At 68.9% G+C, this 20,251-nt stretch carries 16 protein-coding genes and 1 tRNA gene; 10 read left to right on the plus strand and 7 right to left on the minus strand.

What is annotated here, in order from left to right; translation table 11 throughout:
• The first annotated feature begins 5 nt into the window (after positions 1-5).
• A complete protein-coding gene (locus ACLM5J_RS05285; protein ID WP_413655024.1) occupies positions 6-7,646 on the plus strand; it encodes a DUF2341 domain-containing protein in 7,641 nt (2,546 codons plus the stop codon).
• A gap of 60 nt (positions 7,647-7,706) precedes the next feature.
• Here ACLM5J_RS05285 and gdhA read toward each other — a convergent pair whose 3' ends face one another.
• Entirely contained in the window at positions 7,707-9,053 is a 1,347-nt protein-coding gene (gene gdhA / locus ACLM5J_RS05290; protein ID WP_413655025.1) for an NADP-specific glutamate dehydrogenase, read from the minus strand.
• Positions 9,054-9,147: 94 nt separating this feature from the next.
• On the opposite strand from gdhA, the gene ACLM5J_RS05295 reads away from it, so the two are divergent.
• The 3 genes from ACLM5J_RS05295 to ACLM5J_RS05305 are packed head-to-tail and all read left to right on the plus strand — an operon-like array spanning position 9,148 to position 10,867.
• Positions 9,148-9,576 carry a Mov34/MPN/PAD-1 family protein gene (locus ACLM5J_RS05295; protein WP_413655026.1) on the plus strand — a complete coding sequence of 143 codons (429 nt, stop codon included), beginning with the start codon at positions 9,148-9,150 and terminating at the stop codon, positions 9,574-9,576.
• A gap of 56 nt (positions 9,577-9,632) precedes the next feature.
• Positions 9,633-9,911, plus strand: coding sequence for a MoaD family protein (locus ACLM5J_RS05300; protein ID WP_413655027.1), 279 nt, complete (start codon positions 9,633-9,635; stop codon positions 9,909-9,911).
• A 5-nt stretch (positions 9,912-9,916) separates the two neighbouring features.
• Positions 9,917-10,867 (plus strand): PLP-dependent cysteine synthase family protein, encoded by a 951-nt coding sequence (locus ACLM5J_RS05305; protein WP_413655028.1) that lies wholly within the window; start codon positions 9,917-9,919, stop codon positions 10,865-10,867.
• Here the strand turns inward: ACLM5J_RS05305 and ACLM5J_RS05310 are convergent.
• Positions 10,864-11,913, minus strand: a complete 1,050-nt coding sequence (locus ACLM5J_RS05310) for an alkaline phosphatase family protein (RefSeq protein ID WP_413655029.1) — start codon at positions 11,911-11,913, stop codon at positions 10,864-10,866. The two genes, ACLM5J_RS05305 and ACLM5J_RS05310, sit on opposite strands and share 4 nt — an antisense overlap.
• Before the next feature lie 92 nt (positions 11,914-12,005).
• On the opposite strand from ACLM5J_RS05310, the gene murI reads away from it, so the two are divergent.
• Together murI and ACLM5J_RS05320 are read left to right on the plus strand one after the other, a co-directional pair.
• Positions 12,006-12,806: a glutamate racemase gene (gene murI, locus ACLM5J_RS05315; RefSeq protein ID WP_413655030.1), complete on the plus strand. Its 801-nt coding sequence runs from the start codon at positions 12,006-12,008 to the stop codon at positions 12,804-12,806.
• Positions 12,803-13,561, plus strand: coding sequence for an MBL fold metallo-hydrolase (locus ACLM5J_RS05320; RefSeq protein WP_413655031.1), 759 nt, complete (start codon positions 12,803-12,805; stop codon positions 13,559-13,561). Before murI ends, ACLM5J_RS05320 begins: the two co-directional genes overlap by 4 nt.
• 14 nt (positions 13,562-13,575) lie before the next feature.
• Here the strand turns inward: ACLM5J_RS05320 and ACLM5J_RS05325 are convergent, their stop codons facing one another.
• Positions 13,576-14,235, minus strand: a complete 660-nt coding sequence (locus tag ACLM5J_RS05325; RefSeq protein WP_413655032.1) for a response regulator — start codon at positions 14,233-14,235, stop codon at positions 13,576-13,578.
• Positions 14,232-15,410 (minus strand): sensor histidine kinase, encoded by a 1,179-nt coding sequence (locus ACLM5J_RS05330; RefSeq protein WP_413655033.1) that lies wholly within the window; start codon positions 15,408-15,410, stop codon positions 14,232-14,234. Before ACLM5J_RS05330 ends, ACLM5J_RS05325 begins: the two co-directional genes overlap by 4 nt.
• Positions 15,411-15,542: 132 nt before the next feature.
• Between ACLM5J_RS05330 and ACLM5J_RS05335 the strand changes: the two genes are divergently transcribed.
• The 4 genes from ACLM5J_RS05335 to rdgB all read left to right on the plus strand — a co-directional run bounded on the left by ACLM5J_RS05335 (position 15,543) and on the right by rdgB (position 18,646).
• Positions 15,543-16,463: an ABC transporter ATP-binding protein gene (locus tag ACLM5J_RS05335; RefSeq protein ID WP_413655034.1), complete on the plus strand. Its 921-nt coding sequence runs from the start codon at positions 15,543-15,545 to the stop codon at positions 16,461-16,463.
• Positions 16,460-17,236 carry a hypothetical protein gene (locus tag ACLM5J_RS05340; protein ID WP_413655035.1) on the plus strand — a complete coding sequence of 259 codons (777 nt, stop codon included), beginning with the start codon at positions 16,460-16,462 and terminating at the stop codon, positions 17,234-17,236. Before ACLM5J_RS05335 ends, ACLM5J_RS05340 begins: the two co-directional genes overlap by 4 nt.
• Before the next feature lie 80 nt (positions 17,237-17,316).
• Complete coding sequence (gene rph, locus ACLM5J_RS05345; RefSeq protein WP_413655036.1) at positions 17,317-18,027, plus strand: ribonuclease PH; 711 nt, start codon at positions 17,317-17,319, stop codon at positions 18,025-18,027.
• 1 nt (position 18,028) lies between these two features.
• The gene (gene rdgB, locus ACLM5J_RS05350; RefSeq protein WP_413655291.1) at positions 18,029-18,646 is read left to right on the plus strand and encodes an RdgB/HAM1 family non-canonical purine NTP pyrophosphatase; all 618 of its coding nucleotides are present in this window, start codon (positions 18,029-18,031) and stop codon (positions 18,644-18,646) included.
• 69 nt (positions 18,647-18,715) lie between these two features.
• On the opposite strand, the gene ACLM5J_RS05355 is transcribed toward rdgB, so the two are convergent.
• The 3 genes from ACLM5J_RS05355 to bcp form a co-directional block, all read right to left on the minus strand.
• A complete protein-coding gene (locus tag ACLM5J_RS05355; protein WP_413655037.1) occupies positions 18,716-19,552 on the minus strand; it encodes a hypothetical protein in 837 nt (278 codons plus the stop codon).
• Positions 19,553-19,583: 31 nt separating this feature from the next.
• Positions 19,584-19,665, minus strand: a tRNA-Leu gene (locus tag ACLM5J_RS05360).
• Between the two features lie 54 nt (positions 19,666-19,719).
• Positions 19,720-20,196, minus strand: a complete 477-nt coding sequence (gene bcp / locus ACLM5J_RS05365; protein ID WP_413655038.1) for a thioredoxin-dependent thiol peroxidase — start codon at positions 20,194-20,196, stop codon at positions 19,720-19,722.
• Between the last annotated feature and the right edge of the window lie 55 nt (positions 20,197-20,251).

A 20,251-nucleotide genomic window follows, 5' to 3' on the forward strand; every position in this document is an offset into this window, starting at 1 on the left:
CACACGTGTTCACGCACCTCGCACCGCCCCGGCTCCTGCGCCGGGCCCGGGCCCTCACCCTGCTGCTCTCGGCGGCCCTGATCGGTCTGGTCGGGTTCGTCCCGTTCGCCGACTCCGCCAGCGCGGCCACCCTGCCCGGGCTGGAGGGGGACGGAACCCCCGCCCAGCCGTTGCTGATCGACACGGCCGAAGACCTCGACGCCGTGGTCACTGCCGTCAACACCGACGCCGTCGCCTACGGTTCGCTCTCCTACCGACTGGCGGCGGACCTCGACTACGGCGGCCGCACCTTCGCCGGGTTCACCACCTTCGGGGGCACGTTCGACGGTGACGGGCACAGCATCAGCAACATGGTCTACAGCAACGCCGCCAACAGCGTGGCGTTCTTCCAGACCCTCGACGGCGCCCAGGTGCGCGGTCTGACCCTGCGCAACGTCTCCGGCGTCACCGCGACCGGCGACGGCGCCGCGGGGCTGATCGCCCGGATGGCCACGAACTCGGTGATCTCCCAGAACACGATCCTCGACTCCTCGGTCCGGCTCGGCCCCGGCGGTGTGGTGAACACCCAGGCGGGCGGCGTCGTGGGCAGCGCCACCGGCTCCAGCGTGATCAGCGACAACCTGCTCTGGAACGTCGCGGTCACCGGCCACAAGTACGCCGCCGGCGTCGCGGCCTACCCGCGGTCCGGCGCGGTGAAGATCGAACGGAACCTATTGGTCGACGTCACCGTCCTCAGTGACGCCGGGGGCTCGGGTGCGACCGCCGGCCTGCTCATCTCCCAAGGTGGAGCAGGGATCGACGTGGCCGGCAACGTCGTGCTCCGCGGCGGCGTCTCCAAGTCGGGCTCCGGCACCTCGGCCGTCGGCCCCGAAGCGATGACCGGCACCCGCGACAACCTGGTCAGCACCGCGACCACGATCAAGGCCGGATCGGTGCCCGGTGCTCCGGCCACCCGCGGCACGCTCTCCCCGGCCGACGAGCCGGCCCTACCCGACCTGACCGGCCAACCGACCTACGCGGGCCTCGGCTGGGACTTCGCCGACGTGTGGCGTTGGGAGCCGCAGATCTCCCAGGCGGCCCCACGCCTGGCCGCGTTGCCGCCGCTCAAGCAGGCCGGCATTCCCGGCGCCGGCACCTCGACCGACCCCTACCTGATCGACTCGGCCACCGACCTCGACGTGCTGACCGGTGCGCTCAACAGCGACGCCGCCAGCTATGCCCGCGCCTCGGTGGCGCTGACGGCTGACATCGACTACGACGGTGACTTCGTCGGCATCGACACCTTCGCCGGCGACCTCAACGGCGCCGGCCACACCATCTCCGGACTGCGGCTGGTGCCCAGCACGCACTCCGCCGACCTGGGCCTGATCCGGGAGCTGACCGGCCGGGTCCGCAACCTCAACCTGGTCGAGGTGACCGCGCAGCCCACCGCCGCCACCGAACGGGTCGCGGCTGTCGCGGTGAGCGCAGAAGGTACCGAGGAGCGGAGCAGCGAGATCTCCCTGGTCCAGGTCAGCGCCACCGCACTGACCGCGGCCGACGCCGAGGTCGTCGGTGGCCTGGTGGCCGAGGCCCGCGGCGACGTCGTGCTGCGCGAGAACGTCGTGGACCTTGCCGTCACCGCGCAGCACCGCGCTGGAGGTCTGGTCGGTGACCTCTCCGACGGCGCCAAGGTGCGACAGAACCTGGTCACCGCTCGAGTCGCCGTCCACGACGACGCCGGTGCCGCGGGTCTGGTCGTCGCCGCGCCGACCGGCGCCGAGACGACGGTGCGGGGCAACGTGGTCGTCGCTGGTGAGGTGGAGCACCCCGATGCCGCGGCCGGCCGCGCCGGTCGCATCGTCGGCGACGTCGGAGGCGCCGGCGCCTGGGTGGCGGAGCAGAACCTGGCCAACAGCGCCATCACCGTCGCCGGCGCGCCGGTCGACGGTCCGGGAACGCGTGGCCAGCACGGCACCGACACCACCGACCAGGGTCTGGCGGTGAAATCCACCTATGTCGAGCTCGGCTGGAACTTCGTGGACACCTGGCTGTGGGACGCGACCGCACGGACCCCGAAGATCAAGTACGTGCTGGTCGAGGATCTGCCCAACCGGATCACCAACACCTTCTACGGCGACCCGAGCACGCAGCGCGCCTTCACCTGGTACCAGGACTATGCGGCCGAGGAGCCCGCGGTGCTGCTCAGTACCGATCCGACCTTCCCGGACGACGCCAGCACCGTGCTTGCGGCGACCCAGGAGCTGAGCGAGGACGGCGAGACGATCTTCCGGGTGGTGGCGAACGAGCTGACCCCCGGCACCAGTTACCGCTACCGGGTCGGAGACAACCACACCGGGATCTGGAGCGAGATCGGTACCTTCGTGACGCCGTCGGGTGAGGGCGACTTCTCCTTCATCGACCTGGCCGACACCCAGGCGCGCGGCGGCTCCAGCGAGGCCGCTGTCTCGGCCGCGACGATGGCCAAGGCGCTGACGGCGGTGCCGGACGCGGAGTTCATGGTGCACAACGGTGACGTCGTGCAGACCGGCGACGTCGAGTCCGACTGGACCGATCTGTTCGGCGCCGCCCAGGAGAGCCTGCTGGCGACCACCATCGCGCCGGTCTCGGGCAACCACGACCTGCACAAGAACCGTTTCATCGACCACTTCACGCTGGAGCAGCCGAACGATCAGGACGCCAGCACCGGCGCCTACTACTCCTACGACTACAACGGCGCGCACTTCATGATGCTCAACACCAACGAGGGTGAGGATCGTGACGCCACCGACATGAGCGACACCGACTTCACGGCGATCTCGGATGCGCAGCTCGCCTGGTTGCGCGCCGACGCCCTCGCTGCCCGCGAACGCGGCGCGGACTGGCTGATCCTGACCACCCACAAGGGCCCGTACACCGCTGGGGCGCACCCTACGGACGCCGACATCATCTCGATGCGCGAGCGTCTGGTCCCGCTGATCGATGAGCTCGACATCGATCTGGTCTTCCAGGGCCACGACCACTACTGGTCGCGGAGTCAGGTACTGCAGTACGACGCGTCCGGGGCCGCGAACGCGGTAGCCAAGCCGGTAGACGTGATCCGCGAGAGCATCGGCGGGATCAACATCGAGTACAACGTCGAGCCCGACGGCACCCTCTACGTGACGCCCGGAACCGCCGGCGCGAAGCACTACGGCCAGCTCACCGATGCGGCCGGGGCTTTCGACCTCGAGGCCTACCTCGACCTGTTCGACCGGCTCGGCGGCGGCACCCGGTGGGGTAACGCAGGGGAGTCCTTCCTGGGGGTCGAGGTGACCGACTCGCGGCTCACGGTGAACCGCTACGAGATCGCCAACCGCGGCAAGCCGCTCTTCGCCGAAGGGTTCGGGATCGACCGCCAGGTCGGTCCGGTCGACGCACAACTCGCCGCGCTGCCCGACGCCGCCAGCATCACCCTCGACGACGAGCCGGCAATCCGCGATGCCCGGCGCGCGGTGAAGGCGCTCAGCAAGGCGCAGCGTCAGTACCTGAAGAACCTGGACCGGTTGCGGGCCGCCGAGGAGGCGATCGGCGTGCTGCACAACACGCTGTCCGCCGACGGGTCCGAGGTCGCCTGGGCGGACGCGAGGGCGACGTCGCGGATGCCGATCACGGTCCGCAACGCGCAGCGCCGCACCTTGGCCGACGTACCGGTGCGGTTGACGATCGAGCAGACGCCGGACGTCGACGCCAGCACCCTGGCGATCACCACCCCGCGTAGCGTTCCGCTCTCCTTCGAGGTCGAGACCTGGCAGCCGGGCGGTACCTCGGTGGTCTGGGTCAAGCTTCCGGAACTGGCCAAGTCGTCCAACCAGACGGTGTGGGCCTACTTCGGCGGCGGTGGCGCCGTCGAGAACGACCCCACCGACGTGTGGAGTGCCGACTTCGAACTGGTGGAGCACTTCGGCGCGACGACCCGCAGCGGTGAGACCCGCCGCGACGCCACCGGGAAGCGCACCGGCACCTTGGTCGGGGCCGACCTGAGCGGCCGCACCAGCACCGGTGACGGACTGGCCGGTGCCCAGGTGATGAAGTTCGACGGATCGCGCCTGCAGTACGGCGGTGACCTCGGCGGCTTCGCCCGCAACTTCACGGTCTCGGGCATCTACAGCCTCACCGCCGACGATCTCGCGGCGTTCACCGCGCCGGAGACGGGGCTCTTCGGCAAGCAGCAGCCGGGAGCCGAGAAGCCGACGATGCGACTCAGCGCCAGCAAGACCGACGGTGCGGCCCGCACCACGCTGCCGTTCGGTGGCGCGAACTCGGCCTTCGCCGTCGACGGCAAGCCGCACGTGGTCACGATGACCTTCGACGGGATGACCTACGCGGTCTTCATCGACGGTGAGATCGTCAGCGCCGCGATGGGTGAGGGCCGCCGGATGGAGTCCGAGCGTGACGTCCTCACCACCATCGGCGACGTCTCGGTCTCGGCGACCGACCCCAACGCACTGGTCGCTCCGTTCCGCGGCACCGTGGACGAGCTCTGGGTGGCGAGCAACGAGTTCATCCCCGAGTACGACGCCTTCCGGGCGGCGAACTACTTCGGCGACGCCGTCAGCTACGGCGAGATGGTGGAGCGTGCCAACGACACCCTGACGCTGGCCCTCGGCGCCCCCGGTGACGGTGCTGAGGTGGAGGCAGGTCTGGTCGAGCTCTTCGGCAGCCTGTCACGTCGCTCGCGGGTGGTGGCGACCGTCGGCGGCGAGGAGGTCTTCGCCGAGCAGGTCGACGCAGGTACCTTCGCGCTGCCGATCCCGGTCAACGTGACCGGCACCGACGTCGTCGTCGAACTCACTGCGAGCGCCGTCGCCGATCCGACCAGGACCGCCACCGCCTCGCTCCGGTTGAAGGTGACCGATACCAAGGCACCGGCCGACCCGGTCGTCAGTGATGAGCGCCCGGCAAACGGGCCGCTCACCCTGCGGGTCGAGCCGAAGAGCGTGGACGCGGAACGGGTCGAGGCCCGCTTCTTCACCCACCCGACCACCGCCCTGAACGACACCAACCTGGTGGTGCGGACCGGATCGACGAAGGACCGGGTGCCGGACGCCCTCACCCCGCAGAGCGGCAAGGTGAGCAGCTCCAGCTTGGCCACCACCGTCGGTGAGGACGAGAACCCCTTCCAGATCTATACGATCAGCCTCACCCCGGAGCAGGTGGCGGAGGGGGAGTACCACTTCTCCTGGCGAGGCACCGGCGATGACCGAACCGTATCGATCTGGCTCTGGGACACCCAGGCCGGTCGCTGGACCATGGCCGAGGCGAAGGCCGACGCGCAGCGAGGTCAACTCAACCTCGATGTCCGGGCGACCGCGGCCGACCATGCAGTCGATCAGGACGGCACGATGAACGTGCTCGTCTGGCGCGGCCTGACCGAGCTCCCGTGGGGCGAGGACCGCGACTACGACAACACGATGCCCTCACCCGACGACTACGACTGGTCGTTCAACCACGTCGGCGACACCCAGCTCTATACCGAGGCGACCCCGTGGACGATGACCGAACAGTTCGAGTACATCCGCGACCACGCCGACGAGCGGAAGACGGCGTTCGTGCTGCAGGCCGGCGACTGGGTGAACCGCGAGGAGTTCGAGGACGAGTGGCAGTGGCAGGACGCTGAGCCGTCGGCCCGGATCCTCGAGGAGCACGACATCCCGTTCATGATCTCGTGGGGCAACCACGACTACAACGAGGGTCGCAACGGTCGGCAGATGATGCCGAAGTACTTCCCGATGGAGCGGTTCGCCGCCAGCCTGGAGGGTTCGCCGTGGACGTTCGGCGGCAGCCACGACGTCGACAACTACTACTACACCGGTGAGCAGGACGGCGCGAAGATCCTCTGGCTCGAGGTCGGCTACTGGTCGGCCAACTCCGACGACGACCCGGGCCTGGCCTGGGCCAAGCAGGTGATCGAGCAGCACCCTGACTACACGGTGATCCTGGGTACCCACGACTACCTGGTGGCCAACGGGGGAGGCGACTACTCCAACCCGCGGATCAACACCCTGCTGGTCGACCCGTACCCGAACGTGAAGCTGGTGCTCGCGGGCCACAACTCCGGCACCTTCGTTTCGACCCGTACCAACGGTGGCGGGTCGCGGACCTACGGGATCCTGACCGACTACCAGACCCGGGCGTGGGGCGGCCACGGCTTCCTCAAGAACCTCAGTGTCGACGCGGAGAACGGTCTGATCCACGTCAACACCTACTCGCCGTGGCTGCAGTCGAGCACCTCGGACGGCCGCTGGAACTACGAGATGGACGAGGCGGCGACGCCCGGCTTCCACGGCGACAACGCCGAGAACTACGTCATCGAGCTCGACCTCGGCGGCGTCCAGACCAGGACCCTGGCCGCCGACCGGATCACCTTCTCGGTGGGCGCGCCGACCCAGCTCGGCGAGCCGCAGTCGCTCCGCGGCGACCAGGCCGGGACGGTCGAGTTCAGCCCGGAGCTCGGGGTGCAGCAGGAGTGGTACGCGGTGCTCACCGACCCCTCGGGGAACTCGGTCACCTCGCGGACCCGGACCGTGCGGCGGATGACGGCGCACACGATCAGCTACGACCTGGCCGGCGGCTCCGTGGCCGGGGAGAACCCGGAGGCCTACACCGCCGACGACGAGCCGATCACGTTGGTCAACCCGACCCGCGCCGGGTACGAGTTCACCGGGTGGACCGGTACCGGGATCAGCCGGCCCGCCACCGAGGTCACCATCGCCACCGGCTCCACCGGTGACCGCGACTACACCGCCACCTGGGAGCGGATCGACTACCGGGTGAGCTACGACCTCGACGGGGGCCTGCTCGAGACCAGCAACCCGCGGAGCTACCACGTGGAGTCGGAGTCGTTCACGCTGGCGAACCCGACGCGTGGCGGCTACGAGTTCCTGGGCTGGGTGGGCCACGAGCTCACCGAACCGACCCGATCGGTGACGGTTCCGACGGGCTCCGTCGGTGACCGCAGCTACACCGCGGTCTGGACGACCAAGGCAGCTGACGCCGTCGCGACCAGCGTGACTCTCGGCCCGATCTCTCCGGGCACCCACGGTCGGAGCAGCACGGTCCGGGTCACGGTGACCGACGCCCAGGGCGGGGCCGGTAGGGGAGAGGTCGCGATCAGCGGCATCGGCACCCTGCTCACCGCGTCGCTGGCGGACGGCAGCGTCACCGTGAAGCTCCCCAGCAAGCTGGCTGCCGGTCGGCACCTCTTCGCGGTGACCTTCACCGGCAACGCGACCCAGCGCAGTTCCAGCAGTACCGGTGTGGTCCGGGTCGCGAAGGCCGCCGGGCCGACGGTGCGGTTGCGGGTGGTCACCACCGCGGGTGCGAAGAAGCTGCGCAAGCCCACCCACGCCCGGTTGACGGTCAAGCTCCGGGCCGGCACGGCGACGCCGACCGGCACGGTGCGGATCGTGGCTCGCGGCACGGTGAAGCAGCGGGTGCTCGGCAAGGTCCGGCTCCGGACCGTCACCCGGACGCGGTTGGTCCGGATCGTGCCGGGCCAGCGGACCGTGCGGCTGCCCAAGGGGATGGATGCCGGCCGCTGGACGGTCCGGGCCACCTACCTCGGGGATCGCAACTTCGCGAGCTCCGGATCAGGGACGGAGCGGTTCCGGATCACCGGACGGTGACAGACGCGAAACGCCGCGGCCCCTTCGGGGTCGCGGCGTTTCGCGTTGCTCTGCTTCGGCTCAGATCACACCGAGGGCGACGACCGCCTCGGAGACCTGCAGGAAGCTGGAGATGTTCGCACCGGCGACGTAGTTGCCGGGCGTGCCGTACTCGTCGGCGGCGCTGGCGCACCGGTTGTGCAGGTTGACCATGATCTGGCGCAACCGCTCCTCGGTGTAGTCCGCGGTCCAGCGATCACGCGAGGCGTTCTGCTGCATCTCCAGGGCACTGGTGGCGACACCACCGGCGTTGGCGGCCTTGCCCGGTGCGAAGAGCACCTTGTTCTCCTGGAAGACCCGCACGGCGTCCGGGGTGCTGGGCATGTTCGCGCCCTCGGCGACGGCGATCACGCCATTGGCGACCAGCGTCTGGGCGTGGTTGCCGTCCAGCTCGTTCTGGGTGGCACACGGCAGCGCGACCTCACACGGCACGTCCCAGACGGAACCGCCGGCGACGTGCTTGGCGCCGGGGCGACGGGCGGCGTAGTCGGTCAGGCGACCGCGCTCGACGTCCTTGATCTGCTTGAGCAGCTCGATGTCGAGGCCGGCCTCGTCGACGACGTAGCCGCCGGAGTCCGAGCAGGCCACCACGTGGGCGCCCAGAGCGGCGGCCTTCTGCGCGGCGTAGATGGCGACGTTGCCGGAGCCCGAGACCACGACCCGGCGACCGGAGAGGCTCTGGCCGGCGGCGGAGAGCATCTCGTTCAGGAAGAAGACGGTGCCGTAACCGGTGGCTTCGGTGCGGACCAGCGAACCGCCCCAACCGATGCCCTTGCCGGTGAGCACACCGGACTCGTAACGGTTGGTGATCCGCTTGTACTGACCGAAGAGGTAGCCGATCTCGCGGCCGCCGACACCGATGTCACCCGCGGGCACGTCGGTGTACTCGCCGATGTGGCGGTACAGCTCGGTCATGAAGGACTGGCAGAACGCCATCACTTCACGGTCACTACGACCCTTGGGGTCGAAGTCCGAACCGCCCTTGCCGCCACCGATCGGCAGGCCGGTCAGCGCGTTCTTGAAGATCTGCTCGAAGCCGAGGAACTTCACGATGCCCAGGTTCACCGAGGGGTGGAACCGCAGGCCGCCCTTGTACGGGCCGAGCGCGGAGTTGAACTCGACCCGGAACGCACGGTTGATGTGCACCCGGCCCTGGTCGTCGGTCCACGGAACCCGGAAGATCAGCTGCCGTTCGGGCTCGCAGAGACGCTCGATAACAGCCAGGTCGAGCAGTTCGGGGTGCTTGTCGACAACAGGGCCGAGGGACCCCAGCACCTCGAGCACGGCCTGGTGGAACTCGGACTCCGCCGGGTTCCGAGACAGGACGGTCTCGAAGTGTGGTTGTAGGGCTGGGTGAAGTTCGTGCATGTCGTAAGGGTAAACGCACTGCGCCGAAGGCGTGACACGGTCCAATCCGTGGCCCTGTTCCGGTGGCTTTCGTCTCCTCGCCTAACCTTGGTCCGTGTTGACCATCGCCCAAGCCACCTATGACGCCATCGTGGCGCACGCCAAGCGTGATCACCCCGACGAGGCCTGTGGCGTCGTCGCCGGTCCCGAGGGCAGCGATCGCGCCGAGCGGGTGGTCGAGATGGTGAACGCGGCCGGCAGCCCCACCTTCTACGAGTTCGACTCCACCGAGTTGCTCGAGCTCTACAAGGAGATGTGGGACCGCGACGAGGAGCCGGTCGTGATCTACCACTCGCACACCGCTACCGAGGCGTACCCGAGCCGGACCGACATCGGTCTGGCCAGCGAGCCGGGGGCCCACTACGTGCTGGTCTCCACCCGCGAGCACGGGAATAACGAGGGGCCGGTGGAGTTTCGGTCCTACAGGATCGTGGACGGCGCGGTGACCGAAGAAGAGGTCGCCGTCGTGCCGAGCCTCGACTGAGTCACACCCACAGTTCAGTTCACTCCCAGCAGTACATTCACAAGGAGCAAAGCCAGATGGCTATCGAGGTCAAGATCCCGACCATCCTTCGCACCTACACCGACGGCGAGAAGGCCGTCTCCGGTGAAGGCGCCACCCTGTCCGCGCTGATCGACAACCTTGAGGCCAACCACCCCGGCATCAAGGACCGTCTGATCGACAACGGCGACCTCCGTCGCTTCGTCAACGTCTACATCAACGACGAGGACGTCCGCTTCATCGGTGGCCTCGAGGCCAACCTGAGCGACGGCGACCAGGTTGTCGTGCTGCCGGCTGTCGCCGGTGGAGCGCGCTGAGTCCTGTGGCACGTTTCGACAACCTGCTGGCCTCGGTCGGCGGCACCCCGCTGGTCGGCCTGCCCAGGCTGTCGCCCAACCCGCAGGTTCGCCTGTGGGCCAAGCTGGAGGATCGCAACCCCACCGGCTCGATCAAGGACCGTCCGGCCCTCAAGATGATCGAGCAGGCGGAGGCCGACGGACTGTTGCGCCCCGGGTGCACCATCCTGGAGCCGACCTCCGGCAACACCGGGATCTCGCTGGCCATGGCGGCCAAGCTCAAGGGCTACCGCCTGGTCTGCGTGATGCCGGAGAACACCTCGGAGGAGCGGCGCCTGCTGCTGCGGATGTGGGGAGCCGAGATCGTCTCCTCACCGGCAGCGGGCGGCTCCAACGAAGCCGTGCGGGTGGCCAAGAAGGTCGCTGCCGAGCACCCCGACTGGGTGATGCTCTACCAGTACGGCAACGCCGCGAACGCGCTCGCCCACGAGGAGGGCACGGGCCCCGAACTGCTGGCCGACCTCCCCGAGATCACCCACTTCGTGGCGGGTCTGGGGACGACCGGCACCCTGATGGGCGTCTCGCGCTACTTCCGCAAGACGAAGCCGGACGTCCGGATCGTCGCTGCCGAGCCGCGCTACGGCGAGCTCGTCTACGGCCTGCGCAACCTCGACGAGGGGTTCGTGCCGGAGCTCTACGACGCCTCGCTGATCGACACCCGGTTCTCGGTGGGCCCGCGTGACGCCGTGCGTCGGGTCCGCGAACTGCTGGAGTTGGAAGGCATCTTCGCCGGCATCTCGACCGGTGCGATCCTGCACGCCGCGCTGGGCCAAGCCGCCAAGGCGGTCAAGGCCGGAGAACGCGCCGACATCGCGTTCGTGGTCGCCGACGCCGGCTGGAAGTACCTCTCCACCGGTGCCTACGAAGGCACCGTCGACGAGGCCGAAGCGCGCCTCGAAGGTCAGCTCTGGGCCTAGCGCCGGTGGACCTGCAGCTTCTGCTGCGGGTCCAACGTGCTGCCGTGGACGGCGTCGATCCCGAGCAGGCTGAGCGCCAGGTTGGCGACCATCCCGTTGCGGATCGGCTGCTTGCCCGCGTAGCTGGGCCGTGCCGTACCCGGGCTGGCGAACGCCCGGTTCATCGCGTAGAGGTTGCCGTGCTCCACGCCCGGGCCCCAGGCCAGCACCGGGACCCGGTAGTTGGCGCGCACCGTTCGAACTGAGTGCAGCTTGTGGCGGCGCGGCCCGCCGTGGTCCGCGGTCAACACGATCGCGGTACTGGACCGGAGCCTGGCGGTGCCCCGGATCGTCGTGATCAGCGAGCCGAGGAGCTTGTCGACCTGTCTGACGGCGTCCAGGTACCGCGGTGTCATGAAGCCGTGGGCGTGACCGGCGACGTCGGGGGCCGAGAGGTGCAGGAAGCTCAACGTCGCGGGGGAGGAGCGCAGCCCGGCGCGCAGGGAGCGCATCAGCTTCGCATTGCTGGTCCGCCACACGAACCGGTCGATGCTCGCGGGCCAGCTCCGCTTGAAGAACTTGAACTTCTCCTTCGAGGCGTACAGGGCGGTGCGGCCACCCGCGGCGTCGACCTCGTCGAAGACCGAGGCGACCGGTTCGCCGGCGTAGCGCTGCACGGTCGTGCCGGGGTCGTGGTTGATGGTGACGCCGTGGCCACCGTGTCGAGCGTCCACCCGGCGTCCGGTGAGCATCCCGGTGTGGTTCGGCAGCGTGATCGTCTTCTCCACCAACGTGCGCCCGTTCAGGGTGCCGGCGCCCTCGCGCAACAGCCGGTGCAGGTTGGGCGTCCGGGCCCGCCCGAGCTTGGTGATCGCCGACGGGTTCAGGCCGTCCACCGAGATCAGCACCACCCGGCTGGGGTGGTTCGGCGCGCTCTGCGCAGCCCGGGCGGCGGTGTCGCGTTCCGGCGGTGCCGCCTGCGGTGCACAACCTGGCGCTGCCAACACCAGCGCCACGGCGAGCGCAACGCCAGCGGTCCGGTGACGGCGTGGAACAGTGCGAGCCATCTGACCACCCTAAACGTGCTTGCTTTTGCAAGCGCGTGATGTCTGTCGCCAAGTGCTGCCAGCAGGCCCGGCGACGACTACCCTGACCTCTCGTGAGCGACCAACCCATTGGCATCTTCGACTCCGGCTTCGGTGGCCTCACCGTGGCCCGTTCGGTGATCGATCAGTTGCCCCACGAGTCGGTGCTCTACCTCGGCGACACCGCCCGCCAGCCGTACGGCCCGAAGCCGATCAGCGCGGTACGCGAGTACGCGTTGGAGTGCCTGGACCACCTGGTCGAGCAGGGCGTCAAGGCGTTGGTGATCGCTTGTAACTCGGCCAGCGCCGCGATGCTGCGCGATGCGCGCGAGCGCTACGACGTCCCCGTGGTCGAGGTGATCTATCCCGCCACCCGGCGCGCGGTCGCGGCCAGCCGGACCGGCCAGATCGGCGTGATCTGCACCCGGGCCACCGCCGAGTCGATGGCGTACGACGACGCCTTCGCGGCAGCGCCGCATGTCACCCTGACCACCCAGGCCTGCCCACGCTTCGTGGATTTCGTCGAACAGGGGATCACCGGCGGACCCGACCTGCTCGCCGCCGCACACGAGTACCTGGACCCGCTCACCTCCGCCGGAGTCGACACGCTGATCCTGGGGTGCACCCATTACCCGTTGCTGACTGGTGTCATCTCCTATGTGATGGGGGACCAGGTGACCCTGGTCAGTAGCGCCGAGGAGTGTGCGAAGGACGTGTACCGGATGCTCGTACAGCGTGATCTGATGGCGGCCGACGGCACCCCGTCGCACCGGTTCCTGACCACCGGCAGCACCGAGGACTTCGCCGGGATCGGGCGCCGCTTCCTCGGCCCCGAGTTGGTGGTGGCGAGTCAGTTCGCGGGAGGTCTGGCATGAAGCTCACCGTGGTCGGCTGCTCGGGCTCCTATCCGGGCCCGGACTCACCCGCGAGCTGCTACCTCCTCGAGGAGGAGTTCGAGGGCCGCACCTGGCGGGTCCTGCTGGACCTGGGCAGCGGCGCCTTGGGCAGCCTGCACAACTTCGCGGACCCGCTGACCATCGACGGCGTCCTGCTGAGCCACCTGCACGCCGACCACTGCCTCGACCTGTGCGGCTACTACGTGATGCGCAAATACCACCCCAGCGGCCATGCGCCGCTGATCCCGGTCTGGGGTCCACCGGAGACACCGGCCCGGATGCACGGTGCCTACGACCTCGCCCCCGAGCCCGGGATGCACGAGGAGTTCGACTTCCGCACCTACCCCGAGCAGGGATTCGACTTCGGCCCGTTCCACGTGGAGGCGATCGAGGTGCTGCACCCGGTCACCGCCTACTCGCTGCGGATCACCGTCGCCGGCCGGACCCTCGTCTACTCGGGCGACTGCGCCCCCTGCGAAGGGCTCGACCGGGCCGCTCAGGGCGCCGACCTGCTCCTCGCGGAGGCGGCGTTCTGCGACGAGGACGAGAACCCCGAGGGGATCCATCTCACCGGCGTCGAGGTCGGCGAGCTGGCCAACCGGGCCGGTGCCAAGCGACTGGTGCTCACCCATATCCCGCCGTGGCACGACAAGCAGATCGCGTTCAACGAGGCACGCGAGGTGTGGGACGGTCCGTTGACCTTGGCCAAGGTCGGCGACGTCTACGAGATCTGATCCGGACCGGTCCCTCAGACCAGGCCGGCGTCGTGGACGCAGATCGCCACCTGGACCCGGTTGGTGGTCTGCAGCTTCTCGAAAAGCCGCGAGACGTGGGTCTTCACGGTCGGTACGGAGAGGTGGAGTTCGGCACCGATCTCGGCGTTGCTGAGGCCGCGACCGACCGCGACCGCGACCTCGAGCTCCCGGTCGGTGAGCTGTCCCAGGCGGCTCCTGGCGGCGGCGGCCCGGTCGGGCTCCTCGTTGCGGACCTGACGGATCAGTGACGCCGTCGCGGACGGCGACAGCATCGGGTCGCCGTCGGCCACCGCGCGGATCGCGGCGACGATCTCGGCCGGAGGGGTGTCCTTGACCAGAAAGCCGTCGGCACCGGCGGCCACAGCGCTGACCACGTAGTCGTCGGCATCGAAGGTGGTCAGCACGATCACCCGTGGTGGCTGCGGCGCCAGGTGGAGTTGCCGGGTCGCCTCCAGACCGTCCATCCCGGGCATCCGGATATCCATCAGCACGACGTCGGGGTTCAGCTTCCGCACGGCGGTCAGCGCCGCGTTGCCGTCCTCGGCGTCGCCGATCACGGTGAGGTCGCTCTGCCCGCCCAACATCAGTGAGAGAGCCGCGCGCACGAGGGGGTCGTCGTCGACGATCAGCACGCCGATGGGGGTTTCGCTCACGGGGACCACGGTAACCAGCAACGGAGCACGAAGGCGTGACCATCCCGTCGATGTTCCAGTGTGCCGCCGGCCAGCTCGGCGCGTTCGTTCAACCCGACCAGGCCGAGCCCCGAGGTGGGGACAGGTGACGGTGCGAACCCGAGCGGGTTGCTGATCGTGATCGCCAGACCGGTCTCGGCGTCGCCGCTCACCTGGAGCGTGATGGTGGCACCCGGGGCGTGCTTGCGGGCGTTGGTGAGCCCTTCCTGGACCATCCGGTAGGCGGTCCGGCCGATCGCCGGGGCCAACGTCTCGGCGTCGCAGACGGTGTCGGTGAACTCGATCGTCTGACCCGCTTCGCGGGCGTCCTGGACCAGCGCCTCGATGTCGCGCCAGGTCGGCTGGGGCCGGTCGAGCAGTTGGCCGGTGTCCGGGTCGCGGAGCACGCCCAGCACACTGCGCAGGTCCTCCAACGCGAGGTTGGCCTGTTCGTGGATGACGCCGACACCGGCCCGCAACTGCTCCGTGGAGAGATCTTCGCGGAAGGTCAGGGCCCCCGCCTGCATGGAGACCTGACTGATCCGGTGGGCCAGCACGTCGTGCATCTCGCGGGCGATCCGGGAACGCTCGTCGCCCCGAGCCTTCTCGCTGCGCAGTGCCTGTTCGGCCTCGGCCCGCTGGGCCCGGTCGCGCAGGTTGTAGAGGAGTTCACGACGTGACCCGATGTACATCCCCCAGGCCATCATCGCGGCGGCGAACGCGAAGTTCACCGAGAGGTCGATCAGCGGGGTCTCGGACTTGATCCCGACGTAGGCGTTGAGCAGGACGGCGGCGGCCACGTTGGCCAGGCCGATCAGGACCACCTGCGGCACCTTGCGGCGGGTCGCCACCGAGACGGCGGCCAACGTCGCCGGGCCGGTCGACGCCGTGGAGAAGATCGAGGCGATCGCGGTGAGCAGGGCGATCGTCACCCCGTACCGGCGGCGCAGATGAAGCACCACGAACGAGCAGACGCCGAGCACGACGTCGAGCACCAGGACCCAGTGAGCGGTGTCGGGGCGGAGCGGCGCGGTGGTGAACCAGACGGTCAGACTGATCGCGAGACATCCCAGGTAACGGGCGATGCTCCCGCGTCGACTGATCCCCTCCGCCTCCCAAGGGGCCGGGCTCGGGTTCCAGTCGATGTTCCACTTCACGTGGCTCACCCTAGAGAGTGCCGGCCCCGGCCCGCATCGACCGTGGGACCGAGCCGTCTACAACTTTGGTTGTAGACGGAAACAGGCTTGCGACCGATGTGGCGCGACCCTGCGGTACGGCAGGCTGGTGCCATGATCAAGGTTGAGAACCTCACCAAAAGCTACGGCGGCTTCACCGCCGTCGACGATGTCAGCTTCGTGGCCCAACCCGGCCGCGTGACCGGCTTCCTCGGACCGAACGGCGCCGGCAAGTCCACCACCATGCGGATGATGGTCGGCCTGACCCGGGCCGACTCCGGCCGGGTCACCATCGGTGGCCACGACTACCTGCAGATCCCGAACCCCGGTCGCCATGTCGGCGTCCTGCTCGACGCTTCGGCACAGCACGCCGGTCGGACCGGCCGCGAGGTCCTCGCGCTGAGTGCCGCCACGATGGGCCTGCCGACCTCGCGGGTCGACGAGATGCTGCACCTGGTCTCGCTGACCGACAGTGAGGCCAAGCGCCGGGTCCGCAACTACTCGCTCGGTATGCGTCAGCGTCTCGGCATCGCCAACGCACTGATGGGCGACCCGCAGGTGCTGATCCTCGACGAGCCGGCCAACGGCCTCGACCCGGCCGGTATCCGTTGGATGCGCGGCCTGCTCAAGGGCTACGCCGACCGTGGCGGCACGGTGCTGCTCTCCAGCCACCTGCTGCACGAGGTCGAGCAGGTCGCCGACGAGCTGGTGATGATCGGCCGCGGCACCATCGTCGCCCAGGGCAAGCCCTCGGAGATGCTGACCAACTCGGGCACCTTCTTCCGCGCCGTCGAGCAGGAGAAGCTGCTGGAGGCGCTCACCGCCTCGGGCATCGTCGCGGTCTCCGTCGCCGACGGTTTCCGGGCCGACGTCGAGAGCGTCCAGATCGGCAAGGTCGCCGCCAACCTCGGCGTCACCATGATCGAGCTCCGGCCCGCCGACGGCGGTCTGGAGGACCTCTTCCTTGAACTGACCGCAGAGACCCAGCGTGAGATCTACCCCGCTGGTGCCACCACCGAAGGAGCTCAGGCATGAGTGCCACCACGCTGGAGCCCGGGATGATCGACATCTCCGAGAGCAAGCGTCCGTCGATGGCCAAGTTGGTCGGCGTCGAGGTCCGCAAGATGACCGACACCCGTGCCGGGCTGTGGCTGCTGCTGGCGATCGCGATCATCACCGTCGCCGTCAACACGCTGTTCCTGATCTTCTCCAACGACGACCTGCCGTTCTTGGCGTTCCTGCAGTTCTCGGCGATGCCGCAAGGCATCCTGCTGCCCGTTCTCGCCGTGCTGCTGGTCACCCAGGAGTGGGGCCAGCGGACCGGCCTGGTCACCTTCGCGCTGGTCCCCAACCGTGGGCGCGTGCTCGTCGCGAAGCTGGCTGCGGCGACCCTGTTCGTGATCGCTGCCTACCTGGTGGCGCTGGTCATCGCCGCGGTGCTGACGCCGATCGCCGGCGCCAACGACCCGTGGGAGGACGTCAGCGGTCCGTACCTGGTGCGGGTGCTGCTGGCCCTCCTGATCGGTGCACTGTGGGGCTTCGCCTTCGGCCTGGCCCTGCTGAACAGTGCCTTCGCGATCGTGGCCTACTTCGCGGTGCCGATGGTGGTCAGCATCGTGACCGCGATCTGGACCGCGGCACAGGACAAGCTGCTCTGGTTCGACCTGTCCACCTCGTCGTCCAAGCTCTTCGACCCAGCCGGGGTCGGCGGGGAGGAGTGGGCCCAGGTCGGGACCGGCATGCTGATCTGGATCGTGCTGCCGCTGGTACTCGGTTGGTTCCGGGTGCAGAGGGCCGAGATCAAGTAGTTCCGCTGTAGCGCAGGGCCCGGTCCGCTGAGGCGGCCGGGCCCTGCGTCGTTGTCGGCGGTGGCGTTTAAGGTCGAGCCATGACAACTCGCGTTGATGGCCGTGCCGATGACGAACTCCGCCCGATCAAGATCACCCGCAACTGGCTCGACCACCCGGCCGGGTCGGTGCTGATCGAGTTCGGTGGCACGCGGGTGCTCTGTGCGGCGTCAGCCTCGACCGGTGTGCCGCGCTGGCGCAAGGGCTCCGGCCTGGGTTGGGTCACCGCCGAGTACGCGATGCTGCCGGCCTCCACCAACACCCGCTCGGACCGGGAGTCGGTCAAGGGCCGGATCGGTGGCCGTACCCACGAGATCTCGCGGCTGATCGGCCGTTCCCTGCGCGCCGTCATCGACTATGAGGCGCTGGGTGAGAACACGATCCAGCTCGACTGCGACGTGCTCCAGGCCGACGGCGGCACCCGTACCGCCGCGATCACCGGCGCCTACATCGCGTTGGCCGACGCCTGCGCGCACCTGGGGGTCTCCAACGCGCTGACCGGCTCGGTCGCCGCGGTCTCGGTCGGCATCATCGACGGTGTTCCGCGCCTCGACCTGCCGTACGTCGAGGACGTCCGGGCCGAGACCGACATGAACGTCGTGATGACCGGCGAGGGTGCTTTCGTCGAGGTGCAGGGCACCGCCGAGGGTGCGCCGTTCGTCCGTTCCGAGTTGGACGCGCTGCTCGACCTCGCTGCCAAGGGCTGCGCGGATCTGACGCGGCTGCAGAACGAGGCGTTGGCCGGTGCCTGAGATGGCAACCGAGCCCGGCCCCCGGATCTTCCTGGCCTCGCGCAATGCGAAGAAGCTCCGGGAGATGGAGCGGATCCTGGCGCCCTTGGTGCCGGGGGTCCAGGTGCTCGGTCTCGACGACGTCGTCGAGTACGACGAGCCGATCGAGGACGCGCCGACCTTCGAGGGCAACGCCCTGATCAAGGCCCGCGCCGGCGTGGCAGCTACCGGGCTGCCGTCCTTGGCTGACGACTCCGGGATCTGCGTCGACGCCCTCAACGGCATGCCGGGCGTGCTCTCGGCGCGCTGGGCGGGGCCGCCGAAGAGCGACCAGCGGAACAACGAGCTGCTGCTCGCCCAGCTCTCCGACGTCCCCGATGAGCGCCGCGGCGGGCACTTCGCCTGCGCGGTGGCGCTCTGTCTGCCGGGCGGTTCGGAGCAGGTGGTCGAGGGCCGGATGGACGGTCACGTGATCCGTGAGGTCCGCGGCGAGGGCGGCTTCGGCTACGACGTGCTCTTCGTGGCCGACGGCTACGAGCGGACCACCGCCGAGCTGAGCGTGGCGGAGAAGGATGCGATCTCCCACCGGGGTAAGGCGATGGCGACGATCGCGCCGCTGATCGTGGCGGCGCTGAGCTGACGCAGAGCAGAGAAAGCAGCGAGGGGCGTGACCGGACCGGTCACGCCCCTCAGTGCTTGAAGCAACGGGTTACTGGAAGGTCCAGCTCTCCCGCAGCTCGGTGAACTTGGCGAAGAGCTCGTCCTCCTCGCTGGCCTGCATGGTCAGTGAGACCGCGTAGGCGGTGTCGCCCTCGATGAAGAGGTAGGCGTGCTGGACCAGCGGCAGGTTGGCCGGGTTCTTGTCGTGCTCGAACCGCATCCCGATCGCATCGGAGCCACCGAACTCGACGTTGTCGGTGGGCATCGGGGTGATGTCACCGCCGAGCGCGCCGGTCACGGTCCGCTCCCAGCTGGCCCGGAACTTCTCCGGTGTGCTGCCTTCGGGGACCGACATCGTCTCGACGATGAAGTTGCCCGGCGACATGGCCAGGGCAGGTCCGGCTGCGGAGACGGTGTCGATGCTGGGCATCGGGCTCTTCTTGAGGAACTCCTCGGTCACGTCGCTCCAGCCCTCGGGCAGGGTGTAGACGTAGCCCTTGCCGCTGACCTGGCCATCGCCGGCCGGGGGAGCGGTGGTCGGCTCCGTCGACGCCGTCTCGGTCGGCTCCGAGGACTCCGAGCCTTCGTTGCTCGCCGAGGTCTCCGCGTCGCTGGCCGACTTGTCGTCGCCGTCGTCGCTGCCCATCAACACGATGGCTGCGATCACGCCACCGACGACCACCAGCAGCAGTGCGACGAGTGTGGCGATCAGCGGACCGCGCGACTTCTTCGGCGGCTGCTGGTAGGGGTTGTGCCCGAACTGTCCGGGCCCGGGGCCCCACTGGCCCTGGGGAGGCTGAGGCTGCTGCCAGCCACCGGCCGGGGGCTGCTGGCCCCATGGGGGCGGTTGTCCGCCGTTGTTCGCATCGCCCGAGCCGTTGCTCACCATCTGCTCCCGTCACGCTGGATCTACATTGTGCCGAAGGGGGGACTTGAACCCCCACGCCCGAAGGCACAGGTACCTAAAACCTGCGTGTCTGCCAATTCCACCACTTCGGCTGAGCGCCGACAGTCTAGAGGGCTGCCGCGCCGTTTGAGCGGGTGGTCCAGGCGTCAGTCGAGCTTGAGGTCGCGACGCAGCTTGGCGACGTGGCCGGTCGCCTTCACGTTGTACTGGGCGAGCTCGACCTTGCCCTCCTCGTCGACGACGATCGTGGAGCGGATCACGCCCTGGACGACCTTGCCGTACAGCTTCTTCTCACCGAACGCGCCCCAACTCGTCATCACCGACTTGTCGGCGTCCGAGGCGAGGGTGATGGTCAGTGCGTCCCGCTCGCGGAACTTGGCGAGCTTCTCCGGCTTGTCGGGGGAGATGCCGATGACCTCGAAGCCCGCCGCCTTGAGCGAGTCGAGGGAGTCGGTGAAGTCACAGGCCTGCTTGGTGCAGCCCGGCGTCATCGCGGCCGGGTAGAAGTAGACGATCACCTTGCGGCCGCGCAGAGCGGAGAGCGTCACCTCGGTGCCGTCGTCGGTAGGCAGGGTGAAGTCGGGGGCGAGGTCGCCAACGGCGAGGCGGGTGGAAGCGGTCATGGGAACTCCTTCGTCCGGGGCGATCTGTGCAGGTCTGCGAACCTACCGTGTGATC

Source organism: Nocardioides sp. Bht2, from assembly GCF_047308515.1.
Classification (GTDB): domain Bacteria; phylum Actinomycetota; class Actinomycetes; order Propionibacteriales; family Nocardioidaceae; genus Nocardioides.